The organism is Virgibacillus sp. LDC1 (assembly GCF_025792345.1).
Taxonomy (GTDB): Bacteria; Bacillota; Bacilli; order Paenibacillales; family Paenibacillaceae; genus Paenibacillus_AQ; species Paenibacillus_AQ lautus.
Window position 1 is genome coordinate 2754155 of the sequence record NZ_JAOXLZ010000001.1, and the last position, 16331, is coordinate 2770485.

At 51.2% G+C, this 16331-nt stretch carries 15 protein-coding genes; 3 read left to right on the top strand and 12 right to left on the bottom strand.

The window, feature by feature from the left end; translation table 11 throughout:
* Positions 1–24 precede the first annotated feature (24 nt).
* The 6 genes from OHJ21_RS12145 to OHJ21_RS12170 all read right to left on the bottom strand — a co-directional run bounded on the left by OHJ21_RS12145 (position 25) and on the right by OHJ21_RS12170 (position 6600).
* Positions 25–1494, bottom strand: a complete 1470-nt coding sequence (locus OHJ21_RS12145) for a rhamnulokinase (RefSeq protein WP_486020164.1) — start codon at positions 1492–1494, stop codon at positions 25–27.
* 68 nt (positions 1495–1562) lie between these two features.
* Positions 1563–2828: an L-rhamnose isomerase gene (gene rhaA / locus OHJ21_RS12150; protein ID WP_100537874.1), complete on the bottom strand. Its 1266-nt coding sequence runs from the start codon at positions 2826–2828 to the stop codon at positions 1563–1565.
* A gap of 114 nt (positions 2829–2942) precedes the next feature.
* Entirely contained in the window at positions 2943–5012 is a 2070-nt protein-coding gene (locus OHJ21_RS12155) for a bifunctional aldolase/short-chain dehydrogenase (protein ID WP_486020165.1), read from the bottom strand.
* Between the two features lie 204 nt (positions 5013–5216).
* On the bottom strand, positions 5217–5537 hold the full coding sequence (locus OHJ21_RS12160) for a DUF4176 domain-containing protein (RefSeq protein ID WP_100539441.1): 321 nt from the start codon (positions 5535–5537) through the stop codon (positions 5217–5219).
* Positions 5538–5542: 5 nt separating this feature from the next.
* The gene (locus OHJ21_RS12165) at positions 5543–5743 is read right to left on the bottom strand and encodes a hypothetical protein (protein ID WP_071220301.1); all 201 of its coding nucleotides are present in this window, start codon (positions 5741–5743) and stop codon (positions 5543–5545) included.
* A 17-nt stretch (positions 5744–5760) separates the two neighbouring features.
* Positions 5761–6600, bottom strand: a complete 840-nt coding sequence (locus tag OHJ21_RS12170) for a WXG100 family type VII secretion target (protein ID WP_127592318.1) — start codon at positions 6598–6600, stop codon at positions 5761–5763.
* 356 nt (positions 6601–6956) lie between these two features.
* Here OHJ21_RS12170 and OHJ21_RS12175 point away from each other — a divergent pair, with 356 nt between their 5' ends.
* Positions 6957–7850 carry a hypothetical protein gene (locus tag OHJ21_RS12175; protein WP_486020167.1) on the top strand — a complete coding sequence of 298 codons (894 nt, stop codon included), beginning with the start codon at positions 6957–6959 and terminating at the stop codon, positions 7848–7850.
* Between the two features lie 314 nt (positions 7851–8164).
* Here OHJ21_RS12175 and OHJ21_RS12180 read toward each other — a convergent pair whose 3' ends face one another.
* The 3 genes from OHJ21_RS12180 to OHJ21_RS12190 all read right to left on the bottom strand — a co-directional run bounded on the left by OHJ21_RS12180 (position 8165) and on the right by OHJ21_RS12190 (position 10322).
* Positions 8165–8497, bottom strand: coding sequence for a hypothetical protein (locus OHJ21_RS12180; RefSeq protein WP_100537879.1), 333 nt, complete (start codon positions 8495–8497; stop codon positions 8165–8167).
* Between the two features lie 100 nt (positions 8498–8597).
* Complete coding sequence (locus tag OHJ21_RS12185; protein WP_486020168.1) at positions 8598–9683, bottom strand: redoxin domain-containing protein; 1086 nt, start codon at positions 9681–9683, stop codon at positions 8598–8600.
* 111 nt (positions 9684–9794) lie between these two features.
* Positions 9795–10322, bottom strand: coding sequence for a GNAT family N-acetyltransferase (locus OHJ21_RS12190; RefSeq protein WP_326113127.1), 528 nt, complete (start codon positions 10320–10322; stop codon positions 9795–9797).
* A 173-nt stretch (positions 10323–10495) separates the two neighbouring features.
* Between OHJ21_RS12190 and OHJ21_RS12195 the strand changes: the two genes are divergently transcribed.
* Entirely contained in the window at positions 10496–12331 is a 1836-nt protein-coding gene (locus OHJ21_RS12195; RefSeq protein ID WP_486020169.1) for a DUF2334 domain-containing protein, read from the top strand.
* An 82-nt stretch (positions 12332–12413) separates the two neighbouring features.
* Entirely contained in the window at positions 12414–13106 is a 693-nt protein-coding gene (locus tag OHJ21_RS12200; RefSeq protein ID WP_486020170.1) for a pentapeptide repeat-containing protein, read from the top strand.
* Between the two features lie 132 nt (positions 13107–13238).
* On the opposite strand, the gene OHJ21_RS12205 is transcribed toward OHJ21_RS12200, so the two are convergent.
* The 3 genes from OHJ21_RS12205 to OHJ21_RS12215 are packed head-to-tail and all read right to left on the bottom strand — an operon-like array spanning position 13239 to position 16310.
* On the bottom strand, positions 13239–14345 hold the full coding sequence (locus OHJ21_RS12205) for a Gfo/Idh/MocA family protein (RefSeq protein ID WP_486020171.1): 1107 nt from the start codon (positions 14343–14345) through the stop codon (positions 13239–13241).
* Between the two features lie 20 nt (positions 14346–14365).
* Positions 14366–15097, bottom strand: a complete 732-nt coding sequence (locus tag OHJ21_RS12210; RefSeq protein WP_260065378.1) for a ThuA domain-containing protein — start codon at positions 15095–15097, stop codon at positions 14366–14368.
* 52 nt (positions 15098–15149) lie between these two features.
* Positions 15150–16310 (bottom strand): Gfo/Idh/MocA family protein, encoded by a 1161-nt coding sequence (locus OHJ21_RS12215; protein WP_486020173.1) that lies wholly within the window; start codon positions 16308–16310, stop codon positions 15150–15152.
* Between the last annotated feature and the right edge of the window lie 21 nt (positions 16311–16331).

Consider the following 16331-nt stretch of genomic DNA (forward strand, 5'->3'; position numbering starts at 1 on the left):
GCCCATCCTTACTGTTCATATATTCTATCGCTTCCCGGTACGCTGTCTGAACACTCCGTAAGCTTCCTCCCATAAGGAGGCATCCTTCGGCTCGTAAGTCTTGACCGGGAAGGACTCTCTAATGACTGCACGTGCTTCCCATATATCGGATAGTTCGCCTTGAGCGATCCACTGCACGACCATATTTCCGATGGCACTGCCCTCCGCAGGTCCCGCCCATACGGGCTTCCCTATTGCATTCGCAGTCCACTGGCATAATGTTTCATTATGAATGCCACCGCCTACCATATGCAAGCCCTGAAATGTTCGCCCGGACAATTCCTCGGTCAACTCGAGCACATAACGGTATTGCATGGCCAGACTCTCCATAATGCAGCGCACAAGAGCATCTACACCCTGCGGAACGCTCTGGTTCGTGCGGGCCGCATATTCCGTTACCCGCTTCGGCATATCTCCCGCAGGGAGGAATACGGGATCATCGGGATCAATGAAACAAGCAAAGGCCGGTGCCGCATCCGCCATGTTAACCAATTCGGGATAGGAATACGATAACCCTTCCCGTCCCCAGGTCCGCTGACATTCCTGCAGAATCCACAGTCCCATGATGTTCTTGAGCAGCCGGTACGTGCCGTATGCCCCTCCCTCATTCGTGAAATTCAGCTCTCTGGCCTTTTCATGAATGACAGGCTGATCGACTTCAGTTCCCATCAGCGACCAGGTACCGCAGCTTAAGTAAGCAAACGACCGCTCCAGAGCCGGAACCGCAACAACGGCGGAAGCCGTATCATGTTCTGCAACCATATAAAACGGAATCGGCGGGATCCCCAGTTCCTCCGTGACGGAGGATCTTAAGCTTCCTGCTTGCGTGCCAGGCGAAACCACGGGTTGGAACAGTTTATGAGGGATATTTAATGATTTCAAGAGATGATCATCCCAGCTGGCCGAAAGCGGGTTATACAGCTGCGTTGTGGTAGCGTTCGTAAATTCGTTTGCCATCTCGCCGGTGAAGAAGTATCGCAGCAAATCGGGAATCATAAGAAAACGCTCGGCTTCTTGAAGCAGGTAGGGCTTCTGCCTCTGCAATGAAGCCAGCTGATAGACCGTGTTGAACGAGAGGAACTGAATCCCCGTCCGATCAAAGATCTCGACAGGCGACACATCCCGGAAGACCTGTTCCATCATGCCATCCGTGCGTGTGTCCCGATAATGATACGGATTCATAAGCAGCTCCCCGCTCCGATCCAGAAGACCGAAATCTACGGCCCAGGTATCAATGCCGATGCTCGACGGCAGGGTATGTTGTCCCTTCAACCGGAGCAAGCCCTGCTTCATCTCATGGTAGATCCGTAATATATCCCATTGAAAGCGGTCGCCGATTCGAACCGGATCGTTCGGGAACCGGTGAATTTCCGTTACGTCGATGGTGCGGCTGTTCAATTGGCCCAGCATCGCCCTTCCGCTGCTCGCGCCCAAATCAAATGCAAGAACGCTCAACGCTCCCCAGCCTCCTTATCAGAGAAATATCAACGATTCGGGCTCGAACCCGATTGTTCCGTATCTCTTCATGCTTGCGAACGCTTCAGCAATACAGTCTGTTCATACTGTTTCACTTCAGACAGCCACTCTTCTCGGACAGGTACACCCATGCGTTCGCAGTAATAATCCCACACCGCTCCGAACGGATAGGATTTAAATTCTTCCACTAATGCCAGGCGGGTCGTGTAATCGCCTTCAAGCTCAGCCTGCTTCAGCCTATCGATTGGTTCCAACTTGGCACGCAGCAGCGCCTTGATCGTATTCCGGGTACCGATAACCCATGCCGCGATACGGTTAATGCTGGCATCAAAAAAGTCCAGTCCGATGTGGGTAACATCCAGCAGGTTATTACGCACCAGCTCGCGTCCAATTTCGGTCAGCTCATCATCCATGATGACAACATGGTCGCTGTCCCAGCGCATCGGCCGGCTGACATGAAGGAGAAGTCCGTCGGTGAAAAGAGCGAGTGACGACAGTTTGCCGGCAATGCTCTCGGTTGGGTGGAAGTGACCCGCATCCAGGCAGATCAACTTGTTGTTCCGAATGCCGTATCCCATATAGAACTCGTGAGAACCCACAACATAAGCCTCGGATCCCAGTCCGAACAGCTTGCTCTCGACAGCATCCAAATTCCATTCCGGATTGATAGTCTCCGCAAAAATCTCATCCAGCGAATCCTTCAGCCGCTGCCTCGGCGCCATTCGGTCTACCGGCATATCCTTGTAACCATCCGGAACCCAGATATTCGTCACGCAGGTCTGACCCAGCTGTTCCCCGAAGTAAGCCCCGATTCTTCGTGAGGCCTTGCAATGCTCAATCCAAAATTGACGGATCGCCGGATCGTCATGACTCAGCGTAAACCCGTCCTTCGATTTGTCGTGAGAGAAGCAGGTCGGATTAAAATCGAGTCCGATTCCCTGCTCCTTGGCCCAATCCACCCAAGACTGGAAGTGCCTCGGCTCCAGCTGATCCAAATCAACAGACTCGTCGGTATCCGCGTAGATGGCATGGAGGTTCACCTTGTGGGATCCCGGAATGAGCGACATCGCTTTTTCCAGATCGGCCCGTAGCTGATCCGGCGTACTTGCAGCCCCGGGATATTCCCCGGTTACCGAGATGCCCCCGGACAGCTCCTGATCGCGGAACAGGAATCCCCGGACATCATCTCCTTGCCAGCAATGGATCGAGATTTTGATGCGTTCAAGTTCCGTCAAGATTTCGTCTACGTTGATGCCATGGTGTCCATAGAGCTTTTTAGCCTCTTCAAAGTTCCTTGCAACATCCTGCCTCATCACATATCCTCCCGTATGATGAGGATAGCCGGGTCATATTAGACCCAGCTCCCCATCTTATTAAGAAATCTTGATTTCTTGCGGTAGATGCGTCACATCTTCATTTGATAAAGATTAACGAGTAAACGCTGCTGGCACTCCGCCATCAATCGTCAGCATGCAGCCGGTCGTCTTCGAAGATCTGGATGATGCAAAGTAAGCGATGCCTTCGGCAATATCCTGCGGATAGATGTTCACAAGGAGTGTTGTGCGTTTGCGATAGTGCTCTTCCAGCTGATCGGGTTCAATCCCGTAAGCTGCTGCCCGCTCGTTTCTCCAGTTCGAATTCCAGATTGCGGAGCCTTGCAGAATGGCGTCCGGCAAAATGGTGTTGACTCGGATGCCGTATTCTCCGCCCTCAGCAGCAATGCAGCGCGCCAGATGTGCCTCCAGTGCTTTAGCGGAGCTGTATGCGGTCACGTTCTTGCCGGCATAGACCGAATTCTTCGATCCGACAAATACCATGCTTCCGCCAACTCCCTGTGTCTTCATTAACGAGAAGGCTTCTCGCGCTACCAGGAAATAACCTGTGCCCAGCACGTTCATGTTCAGGTTCCATTCCTTCAGGGATGTCTCGTCAAACGGGCTGGATGTTGCAAGGCCCGCATTGTTGACAATAATATCAACACCGCCATAAGTGATGGAAGTTTCGCGATAGGCGCTTTGAACGGCCTCTTCGTCGGTTACATCCATTTTAACAGCAAATGCCCGATTCTCTCCGTATTGTGCATTGATCTCCTCGGCAACCTGCTGTGCTCCTTCCAGGTTCAAATCCGCCAAAACGACATGCGCGCCTTCAGCTACCAGCCTGCGGGCTGTGGCACTTCCGATACCGCCCGCTCCCCCGGTGATAAAAGCGATCTGGCGGGAAAACTCCGCTTCAGCCGGTGCAAGGCTCAATTTATACAGCTCAAGCGGCCAATATTCCACGTTATAGGATTCATTTTCACTCAGGGATACAAAATCGCCCAGAGCCGTCGCACCGCGCATGACTGCAATTGCCCGATGATACAGGGCGCCGCTGACTTGCGACATCGCCCAGCTCTTGCCCGTGTTGATCATTCCGATGCCCGGAATAAGAATGACGCGCGGAGCTGCCTCAAACATGATGTCGCCTTCGTGATGGTTACGTTCAAAATAAGCTTTGTACTGCTCTTTGTAAGCAGCAATGCCATCGATAAGCTTGGTCTTAAGGCCTTCCACATCTTCAGCGTCAGGTATCCAGTCGATGAAGAGAGGAACTACCTTGGTATGAACCAGATGATCGGGACAAGCTGCGCCTACCTGGGACAGCTTCGGCGAATCGGCGCCACCGACAAAGTCCAGCACATCATCTTGATCATCGAAGGACAGGATCATTTTCTTAGCGTCGCTGACGGCCCCACGAACGGCGGGCATCACTTGGGCGGCGATGCGGCGGCGTACTTCCGAGGCCAGCGGTGTATGCTTCCGGCCGCCGAACAGCTTGTCGTTGTTCACTCGGGCTTCAATGAAGGCTTCCGCTTCACTAATGATACGAATTGTTTGCGCGTAACAGGCTTCCGAAGTATCGCCCCAAGTGACAAGCCCGTGCTTCTCCATCAGAACCAGCTCGGCCTTCGGATTAGCCAACACCCCTTCGGCAATCATCTTCGACAAGGTAAATCCGGGACGAACGTAAGGAACCCACACAAATCGGTCGCCAAAGATCTCCTTGGCTAATTCTTTGCCGTTATGGGCACAGCATAAGCTGATAATGGCATCCGGGTGGGTATGGTCCACATGCCGAAACGGCAAGAACGCATGCAGCAGCGTTTCTATGGATGCTCGCGGATGCTTCGCATCGACCATGCAATGACCCAGATAAGCCACCATTTCCTCGTCCGACATCGAATCCCTTTCGAATAACGGCCGGATATCCTCCATGCGCAAGCCTGTGAAATTGCCCGATTTCATGGTAGCCAGATCGGATCCGCTGCCTTTCACGTACATAACCTCGATGTCTTTGCCGCGAAAATCCTGAATCGTTGTTTTGCTGGATGTATTGCCGCCGCCCCAGTTGCAGACGCGCCGGTCGGAACCGATCAAGTTCGAACGGTAGACCAGCTCATCCAATGTATTTTGTGCCTGCTGTGCCTTTGACTGTTCCCATAAGCTTTGAACCATGAAGTTTCCCCTCCGATTGACCATATGAATTTGCTTTCATTTGTTTCCCATAATATCACGCCCGTTTATTTTTGAATAGTTAATTTTCAAAAATAAACACAGATTTATATCCGTTTATTTAGAATTCCATCTTATAAATCTATTACAAACAAAAAAGCAGCCCTGCCAGAGTTTACCTCTAGACAGAGCTGCTATCATTATAAATTACGATGGGTCTGAGCCTGCGGCTGCCATTTGATCCGTCTTTGCAATTCCTTCGATCAATGCGTCACGAAAGGCAATTTCATCTTCATTGACATAACCCATAAATACAATTTCCGAAATCTCCTTATGGTTGAAAAAGATATTGGAATCTGCGGTAAGATTTCCGTGAGGGTAGAAGCAGGCCACGTAATCCCAACGCTTCAACGTCTTGGAGTCGTTCTGCATTCGGCCATAGATCATCAGCGTCTGGTCCCACTCCTTGAACTTGACTACAGATCCGATTGGCAGCAGCTTCTGTTCCGTTTGCTCATGCTGTTCCATATACATCAACCCTTCAATATTTTTTTACCGATCCAATATACAATCGACACTACGAGCGGTACTCCAATCAGAAAGGACAGGCAAATGACTGCTTTTTCCGCAGCTGCGTAACTCGTGTCAAGCAGATTAGGAATCACGGTCCCCAGTACACCGACAACAGCAATGATCACCATTATGTATTTGAACCGTTTTTGTTTATCGCTCATCGGGGGTGCTCCTCCTTCTATTTTACCGTAATCGCTCCTCCGACCCCGACAAGGCTTGCCCCTGGTCCTAACGGCACGTGGAACTTTAAACCGCTCTTTCCTACCTCAGCGGATGCGCCGAGTACGCCGAGTGAGGCGGAACCTCCGATATGCAGCTCCTTATCCGTCCATGGAAGCGGAATATTCACGCCGCCTTCATATTTGTTTAATGTAGCTTCAGCCCCAACACTGAGTGTGCCATCCTTGACAGCTGCCTCAACCTCGGCCTTAACGAGGCTAACTGATCCTTCGACATGATCATTAGCATAGCCCGCTTCTACAACAGCCCCGCTGGCATGCGCTCCTTCGGATAAGCTTGCTCCCGCACTGCCTGTTATTGCCTTGGCATAAAGTCCATTCTCTTCGTGCTTGATTACGCTGCCTTCCACTTCAACACCTTCAAGCGCCGCGTCCAGCGGGTTGCTTGAGGATTTGGCAGACACGCCGGAAGTCTTGGTTGCAGCTGCCGCAGCGATGCCCGTTCCGGTTGCCGCCCCGGCCAGAATGCCTGCGCCTGCTACGGCTCCTCCAGCTGCAGCACCGTTCACCATTTCATCCGTGGAACGGAATTTGACGGAAATTTGCTTCAGTTCGGTGGATATCGATTGCAAGCACTCTACGAACTTGATCATGGTCGCCCTGGCTTGCTGGTAATCCCCGTAAAACCGCTCACGGGTCATTCCCTGCCATTGGCCTTCCATTTCTTGAATGCTTCGTTGAAGCCGCTCCACCATATCGCTGCTAAGTTGCCCTGACTGCGCAAATTGCGTGGATACCTGCTCCAATTGCTCGGGTGTAACTAAAATTCGATTGGACATAAATATGGACGCCCCTTCTGTCTTGCTGCCTCTGCTCTTCAGGCAGTCTATATGCAAATTCCATAACCAACTTAAACCGATCTACCGCGTGAATAACCACATTTTACAATTTTAGTAGGTATACAGGAAAGGAGCAATCAAGCGAGAGGTTCATTTCTTAGTTGCTAATCTAGTAAAAAAGAACTGGCATCCTTTTTCTCCCGTCCTGAATAAGACTCGCTTCATCCCCGGCTTTAGTCCAGCCCTGAAATCATTCCGGGGTACAGGGTCCCGTTACATCCCCAGCCCGTTAAAGTCACCCCCATTCTCCTGTAAATTATAAACAATTCATTATTACGGGAGAGGGTGTCGTTCATATGAATCAACTTGCACGTGAAGCGACCAACTGGGCGTTCAGGCTGTATAAGCAGGAGACTTGGCTTTTACTGACGGGGCTGCTCGGGTTTTTGTTAGCCGGAATATGCGGGATCTGGGTATTGCTGAATGGTGGGCCTGTCTCGCCAGATGGAGATATCTCCAAAGCGTTTTCCTTCAACGCGGCCCTGGGGATATTCATCCTATCCACCGCAATCATTTTGCCGGTTTCCGGTATGCGGCCACGAAGCAAATCGTTCTACCGCTGCTGCTATATACCGCTCGTTCTGTTCTCCTATTTCGCCGAGAGCGTTCAAAATTTCCGCGGTGTCGATCCGCGGTTCGTTCAGAATGGCTCGCCCTTTGATCATGTCATCTCGACTATTTTCCCTGCTGTTGCGCTTCTGCTTATCGTGTTCTACCTGATCCTTGGCGCCCAGTACTTCCGCAAGCGTGTAATGGAAGCCCATCCGGAACTCGGACTCGGCATTCGTTATGCCATGATCGCGGTGCTGGTATCTTTTGCAGCCGGCATATGGATCTCCATCAATGCAGGACGCTTTACCGGGATCGGCGGCAATATCATCTGGCTGCACGGACTAGGGTTTCATGCACTGCAAGCGATCCCTTTTGTAGCGTGGCTGTCCACGAGGAAATCCGTCAATCCTGCAGTTAAACCGATTCTGATCCACATTAGCGGTCTGGCCTATTTGCTCGGATTGATTGCCATCGGATGGCAGACGCTTCTCGGATACTCCATTGCCGAATGGTCCTTGCTTCCGATTCTGGCTGGCAGCTGTTTTCTCGTCGCATTCACCCCGGTTATATGGCTGCTAAGTCAATTGAACACATCCGCTGAACCCGACCACAAAGTCCAATCCACACGTAGTGTATAAGACTCGCATAAGAAAAACGGCTATCGACGAACTTTCTCAGAGGACAGACCGCGTTTATAGGATGTTTTTCTTGCGATATCAGAAAGGCCCATGCTTCGAAGTTTATACTTTCTGATATCTAAAGAAAAACGGCTATCGACGAACTTTCTCAGAAGACAGACCGCGTTTATAGGATGTTTTTCTTGCGATATCAGAAAGGCCCATGCTTCGAAGTTTATACTTTCTGATATCTAAAAAAAGAGACAGTGCCGGGATATCCCCCGCCTGTCTCTTCTATAAAAACACTGCGCCCGTGATCTAAAATCGATGACCGTTTAGATAAACAAAAACGGAATGAGGAACAACAGCGCTATGGCTTCCCAAGCAAACACATTGGCTCCCCAGCCATATCCGCCGTATGCACCGTAGCCGTAAGGTCCAAATGCGGACGTTTGCGCACCGCCTTTAGCTGACTTCGAAGATTTTTTGCCCTTTTTACCCTTTGTGGACAATATATATGCGGATGGGTTCGCAAATTCGAGTTCAAGACCTCGATCATGTACACCTCGAATAGTCCCCACAACTTCCGTTCCATCACGCATGACAGCGCAAACGGTTTTACCGATGTAACCCCTGCATCCTTCTGCCGAAATTGGTATTGGCTGCACTCTATTTCCCCCTCCCCAGCGTTTGTGTATTATATTCCTGCTGGGGAGAAGGCGGCAGAGATAGATGTCCGTGTCACCAAAAATCCGCAATTAACCTTACTTAATTACTAGCCTTACGGTAGGCTCTGACCATTAAATCTTCGTCTATCGCGCCTTGAAACCGCTCGGAGATGATGCCGTCTGGAGAAATTACATAGGTAGTCGGATAGGCCACCACCTCGTATTGTCTGGTGCTCGCTCCGTTCTGGTCGTATAGGACAGGGAATGTTAAGCCATTCCTCTCGACGAAAGACTGTACCTCACTCATGCTATTTTCCAGGTGGGTCATATTCACAGCCAAAATGATCACATTCTCATCCTGATATTTATCGTAAAAATCCTGCATATAAGGCATTTCAACCTTGCAAGGCGGGCACCAGGATGCCCAGAAGTTCAGAAGAACCGTTTGCCCTCGATAATCGGACAGTTTGATCTCCTGCCCTTCCCGATTCATCAGCGTAAAATCCGGTGCGCGAAGCCCGGGCTTCAACCCTTCAGCAACGGCTTCCGGTTTGCCTTCTACATTCGGAGATACGATCGCTTCTCGCTGGCTTGCCGAGGTAGAAGTGAAGTCATAGATTACCCAGACGAAGAGAGCGCCTATGATGAGCAGCACCGCTCCATTTCTCCCTAATCCCAGGGTAAGAAAACGGGTGAGAGGAGAATGGAATTGTAGCCAGCTCATCGTCAGCAATGTACCGAATAATAGCATATAAAATAAGGAAGAGTTTAGACCAGCCCCGTCCGCCCACAACCACTGAAATACATACCCGGCCCATCCGCTCGCGAATGCCGACAACAGAGCGGACTTCAGCAGCAGACCTGAATCTTCCCTTTTTTTGTTCCAGCGCAGAGCTGCGTAGATCAGGGCTAGAACAGCCCCAAGCCATATCCCCCTGGTTCCGCCCGTCATATAAATAAGCGAGGCCGGATGCTGAAAGGTGCGGATCGGATCGAACACCAGCATCCCGAATTTCCATGAAATAAAACCGATGATCAGTACAGATAAATAGGTGTCCAGGATCCATTGCCGCTGCGGCATCTGACGCAAACGAATTCGAAGCGCAGCGAAACCGGCTGCCGCGCAGATCAGAAAAATCACAATGTCGGCCCTCATCATAAAAGGACCTATCGGAATTATACTCAAATGCGAACCTCCTCAGGTCGGCAAAGTTATGCAATTACCCACCGGGGTATATCCCCATCATAGTAGATTCCCCCTCTAATGTAAACTCACGAAACTCTCGCGGAGCACTTTTTAGGAGAAGGACCGAATAAGGTCAATGGAACTCCACAGGAGCGCCGTTTCAGTATGTGTTTTTCCGCCGATTACAATCTCTTTTCGTTTCAGTTCCTGGCCGCCCATATGTTTATAAAAATGTTCAGCCTTATTGCCTTCCAGCACCCAGACCAATAAAGAACGATATCCTCTCACTTGCAGAAATTCCTTCAGCCTCGCAAATAGCTGATTCCCCCAGCCCTTCCCCTGGATCTCTTCCAAAAGATAGATCGCGTAAAGTTCTCCTTCATGAGAAATCTTCTGCTCTCGCTCCGTGCCGTAAGACATGAACCCGTAAACCTTGCCATCTTCATCTGCAATGACCAGAAGTTGTTCGTCCTCCGGCATATTGGCAAGTTTCCAGCGCCAGCCTTCGATCCGATCCGCAGCAGACAAATTTTCTAAGAAGCTATCATCCACGATCCCTTTATACGTCGTTTTCCAGCTATTCACATGGACGTTAGCGATGCCGGCTGCATCCTGTTCATTTGCGTGTCTAATATGCATGTACATCCACTTCCTCCTGCTCATATCTTAATCTTTATTTAGTTCGCGGAACACGATCTGCGATCCTCTTTTTTTTTCTGAACGCTTCAGCCCCGATGACGCAATGCCTATTCCGGGCATAAATTATCGGGATCGTTATCTCCATCAGCTACCCATGGAAGGAGGGCATCTTAATGAATAAGGCATTGATACGGCTTGAAGATATCGGACCGGGCGGCTGGTATGAGACGGAGGAACAACAGGCAAAGCTGCTGGTCATCGCACAGTTCCTGCACCGCCAACGGATACCCTTTCACCTGGCCGTCATACCGCGATATGTCGATCCGGCGCACCATACGGACCGGTCGATAGATGATCTGCATGATGAAGTTTCCCTTCGATTTGTACGGCTGCTACGAACGATGGTAGCCCTTGGCGCCTCGCTTGGTATTCATGGATATACGCATCAGTACAGTGGATCGGTAAGCGGTGACGGATTCGAATTTGCCTATCCCGAATGTTGGGCCGATTGTCCTCCGGATGATTCGCCCGAAGCAGTTCATTCGCTCCCGCAGCTGCAGCGTTCCTATGCTTATCAGCGGATACAACGGGCACATAAGATGTTTCAATCGGCTGGTCTTGCAGCGGTATGGTATGAAACTCCCCACTATACCGCTTCATCTGTCCAGCGGCACATTATTGAGATCTGTAACGGCATCCTCTATGAATCTCCGCCTTCCAGTCCGGATGCAAGGACAGCCGGACTCCAGCACACCCCGGACGATCCGCTGACGAACGGAACGATCTATGTTCCCACTCCGCTTTATTATGTTGCAGGTGACAAGATCGAGGAAGAAGTTACTCGTATGGAACGGTCATTACCGGATTTCACAGGCGATCACGAACTGGCTTCGTTCTTCTACCACCCCTATCTCGAATTTCCCTATATCCGCTTCCTTGCTGACGGCACTGTGCATTATGACGAGCATTCGCCGCTTAGAAGAATCATTCAATTCTTCAAGAGGGAGCGTAAATCGTTTGTGTCCATATCCTCAATCTTACCCTTCATTCCGGATTTCAGGGAAACCCGATTGCAGGATAGGATGACCATGAAACTCCCTCAGCTTCTGCACGCCCCGAGAAAAGGGAAGCCAGATCGATGGATCGTCCACGACGAGGCCAACAACCTATGGTACGACGCTGCTCTTATGGTTCTGTCCCCCATTAAAATCCATAATGGCATACAATATATACGCCCGCTGTTGGCAGACTGGCCGCTTTACCCGGGTGGGACAGCGATGGCAGGCGATTATGATGGAAATGGCAGCATCGATACGGCTGTGTGGAATGCCAAGCTGGGGATATGTGAGGTTGCCTTGGACTCAGGGAGCCGTTTAGTACCTTCGGGTCATTGGCTCTGTGAATCTGGAGCTGTGGACTGGAAAGCTCTTACGGGGGATTTTGACGGGGACGGCAGACATGATTTATTTCTATGGGACCCTGTCACAGGAAAAGCCGCCATTGCTTATAGCTCCGGGTGTGATTTTTATTCTCCCCTCATTCAGCATGAGGTTTCCGTACAGGGTGTAGGCATGATTCCCTCCATCGGAGATGTGAACGGCGATGGGCTGGATGACCTGGTTGTGTGGAACTCCGACTCGGGCACATGCCAGGTCTGGTTAAGCAGCGGGAAACAGCTCGTGGACGCCGGAGATTGGTATTCCGCCAAGAGTCCCATGGGCTCGTCCATATCCATGATGCTAGGTGACGTGGATGACGATGGGTTGGAAGATTTGGTCCTCGTTGAACATACCGCAGGGAACTGGTTCGTTCTATATAGCTCGGGGACCGCCTTCGCCTTCGGGCGGCAGGAAGAACGGTTCGGACCCTGGGTTGCCGGAGAAGGAATGATGCCCTTCGTTGGTGATCTGACGGGCAATGGCCGTGTCAGTCTGCTGGCATGGTCTCCGAATCGGCTCGGCGGAACCTTGGACGCCGCCATCAATTCCAGGGACCGGACAATCGAATAAGGACATGATATACTTCTATACAACAAAACCGGGTTTATTCTGATCATCTCTATACTTATTTTCTATGTTTGGAGGAGAAATCATGTCATCCAATGGCAAAAGCAATACTAACAACAATACAGCCAGTCCATCACCCCCAGTCAAAATCGTGAAACCCAAGCTCCCCAAGCAGCTTGAGCCTATGATTCTATCCGATTTCGGCGTTGACGATGAATCCTCGTTCATTCAATCCACTTGTCAGGACGAGACCCTGTCTTATATTTCAGCCGACAAGGTTCAATTCGATCAAATGATATTCCATAACGTTACGTTCCAGCACGTCACGCTCCACCATGCCGAGCTAACAGACCTTGTGTTTAACCATTGCGACTTGTCCAACGTAGATCTCAGTGAGGCCATTATGTACCGCGTACAATTCAATCATTGCAAAATTCTGGGGCTCGACTTGACGGCAGCCACCATCCGTAACGTCGTATTCGATCATTGTACGGGCGACTACGCTACGTTTCGTTTTGCTAACATGAAGCAGGTGTCCTTCCAAGCCACCTCGCTCGTAAAGTCGGACTTTTATCATTCCGAATTAAGCAAGGTGGAATTTGCAGATTGCCAGATCGATCAATCGCAGTTCTCCGGCACGAAGCTTGCAGGGATCGACTTAAGCCGAACGGATTTCCATAATATTGGCGTCACCCTGGAAGATCTTCAAGGATGCATCATTTCACCGCATCAAGCCATCCCGTTAACCAAAATATTCGGTCTAGTCGTAAAAGAATGACCGTGATTTATACGTGCCTAAATCATCGAGTTCGTTCGTTTATATGGAGAACGCATCCGTGCATAGCATAAAGCGGCTTACACCGTGGTCCGTTGGACCCTCCGGGATAAGCCGCTTTTTTACGCCATTCTATTATTGATCAAGGGTGTATTTCTGCAAATCAAGCGGGAGCGGTGCCGGGACGTCACAGGTGCTGACCATCTCATAGCGCTTGCCTTCATCAGAAGCATCATGGAAGCCCCACATGGCTTCAAGCACATGATAGGCAAGCTCGCCGCTCGCACGATGAGCTCTTCCGCTGCGGATGGCGTAGGCCATATCCGCCGGGCCGATCCCTCTTGTATTCTCGTTATACCCGGGAAGCAGTGGCTCTTCCGTCCACTCGGTGTCTCCGGTCAATCGATATTGAACGGAGCCGCCAAAGCCGTTGGGATCCGGGACGAGCATCGTGCCCTTGGTGCCGTAGATTTCAATATTAGGAAGCGTGCTGCCTCCAAATACATCAAAACTCGTAATCAGCGTGCCAATCGCGCCGTTATGAAACTCCATAAGTCCAGCCACGTGAGTAGGAATGTCCACTTGAATCTTCTGACCCTGTTTTTTCTCACTGGTAATCGTCCGCTCCGTAAGGGCCGTCCCGGTCATGCCGCTAATACGGCGGATCGGTCCCAGCAGCTGAACCAACGCCGTCAGGTAGTATGGCCCCATATCGAACATCGGACCACCGCCGGCGGCATAATAAAATTCCGGATCGGGATGCCAATGCTCATGTCCGCGGCTCATCATAAATGCGGTCGCTGCAATCGGCTTGCCGATGCGCCCATCTTCAATCAGCTTCAGTGCCGTTTGAATACCGGCTCCAAGAAATGTCTCGGGAGCACATCCGACGAGCAGTCCTTTGGACGCAGCCATATCCAGCACCGCCTTACCCTCTTCACGGGTTACGCCAAGGGGCTTTTCCACGTACACATGCTTGCCGGCTTGCAGCGCATCCAGCATAATTTGCGCGTGTAGTGCAGGTATCGTCAGATTAATGACCAGCTCAATCTCCGGATCTGCAAGCAGCTCCTCGGTGGTGTATACATTCGGAATATGATACTTGGCAGCCTGTTCCTCGGCACGGGCACGATCGATATCCGCACACGCCGTCAGCTCCAGGATATCGAACTTATGGCAATTTTCCATATAGATGCCGCTGATTTTTCCGCAGCCAATGATGCCAACCTTTACTTTCTTCATGATCCAAGTCTCCTTCTGCCTTATTGGCTGTCTCCCATGCCTGTGTAACCTTGACCTTCCGTAAACACACTCATGTCCGAACCCGAATATAATGCTTTTCCTTCAGCAGCCCAGAGCAGTCCCCTGCGCATCATTTCCTTCACCTGCGGCATATCGACGATATCGGCATGATGGCCGAGGGAATTGTAATAGACCCGTCCGTATCCCCAGCGCTTCGTCCATACTACCGGCATATCAACCGCTTTGTTCAGTAGATGCGGTCCGGCCACAACCGGAAAGCGAGTGGTTGCCAGCACTTCAACGGCCGGATCCACATGCAGATAATACTGCTCGGAGACCACCGTGAAATCCTGCATCCCTTCCACCAGCGGGCTGGAGCTCGATTTAATCTCAACCTGGTACTTCACGCCATCGTTGCCCGGATGCGCAACCCATTGACCGCCGGTCATGAACTGCCAATCCACATTGTTGCGGAACGAATCGCACATGCCGCCGTGACAGCCCGCCAAGCCGGTTCCCTTCTGCACGGCAAGCGATACGTTGCTCACCTGCTCCTTCGATATTTCTCCCATCGTCCATACCGGCACGATCAGATCCAAGGCCTGAAGCTTCTCTGCATCATTAAAAGCATCCAGCGTATCGGATACCTCAACCTCATATTGCTCAGCCCGAAGCAATTCGGCGAAAATGCCGGCAACCTGCTCAGGTTCATGTCCGTCCCAGCCGCCCCATACGATCAAAGCCTTTTTCATGCATAGCACTCCTTCTTTTATGTGTCCGGCCAAGATTGGCCGGATGACTTGATTACATTTCCGACAGCCGCACCCAGCGGCGTTCTTCGATGGATTTATCCACGGCTTCCAGCACAGCCTGACATTTCACGCCATCCTCGAAATTCGGCACAGGCTGCCTTCCCTCGGAAATAGCGGTCGACAGCTCCAGGATTTCATGCGTAAAGGTGTGCTCGAAACCGATCGTATGTCCCGGAGGCCACCATGCCTCCATATAATCGTGAACGGGATCGGTTGCCAATACGCGGCGGAAGCCTTGAACATCCTCATCGTCGGACGTAAAGTAAACCTCCAGCTCATTCATCCGTTCAAAATCGAATTTGACGCTGCCCAAGCTGCCGTTGATCTCGAAGGAATTGGTGCTGCGGTGACCCGCGGCAAAGCGCGTCGCCTCAAAGCTGCCAAGCGCCCCGTTCTCAAAGCGGGTCATGAATAACGTAGCGTCATCTACCGTCACTTTCCCCATGGGACCGCCTGTGCTTCCTTTTGCGCTTAACCCGGTCATCTCGCTGGCAATGGGGCGCTCCTTGATAAAGGTCTCGCTCATTCCGATCACTTCCTGCATATCGCCGACCAGATAATGCGCAAGATCGATCAGGTGAGCGCCAAGATCCCCGTGCGATCCGGATCCGGCCACTTCCTTCTGCAGCCTCCATACCAACGGGAACTGCGGATCCATGATCCAATCCTGCAAGAACCAGGCACGAAAATGATAGATCTGACCCAATCTTCCACTTTCAACCAGCTTCTTGGCCAGTCTTACGGCTGGCGAAAATCTATAGTTAAACCCGACCATATGGGTGACTCCCGCTTCTTCCGCAGCCTGCAGCATCTCTCTGGCGTCCGCTAAGGTCAAAGCAAGCGGCTTCTCGCAAAATATATGCTTGCCCGCCTTGGCCGCGGCAATGGCAATCTCCTTATGGGCATCGCTTGGGGCATTGATATCGATCAGATCGATATCTTCCCGATTGACAAGCTCCTTCCAATCGGTAACGCTTTCATTCCAGCCTAATTGATCGGCTGCTGCTTGCACGGCCGACACATTCCGGCCGCAGATTGCCACCATTTCAGGCTTCAGCGCCTCCGGAAAAAACATCGGTAGGCTCCGGTATGCATTGCTGTGAGCTTTACCCATAAATTTATAACCGATCATGCCGACACGTAATTGTTTCATCCTTCATTCCTCCTTGAATAA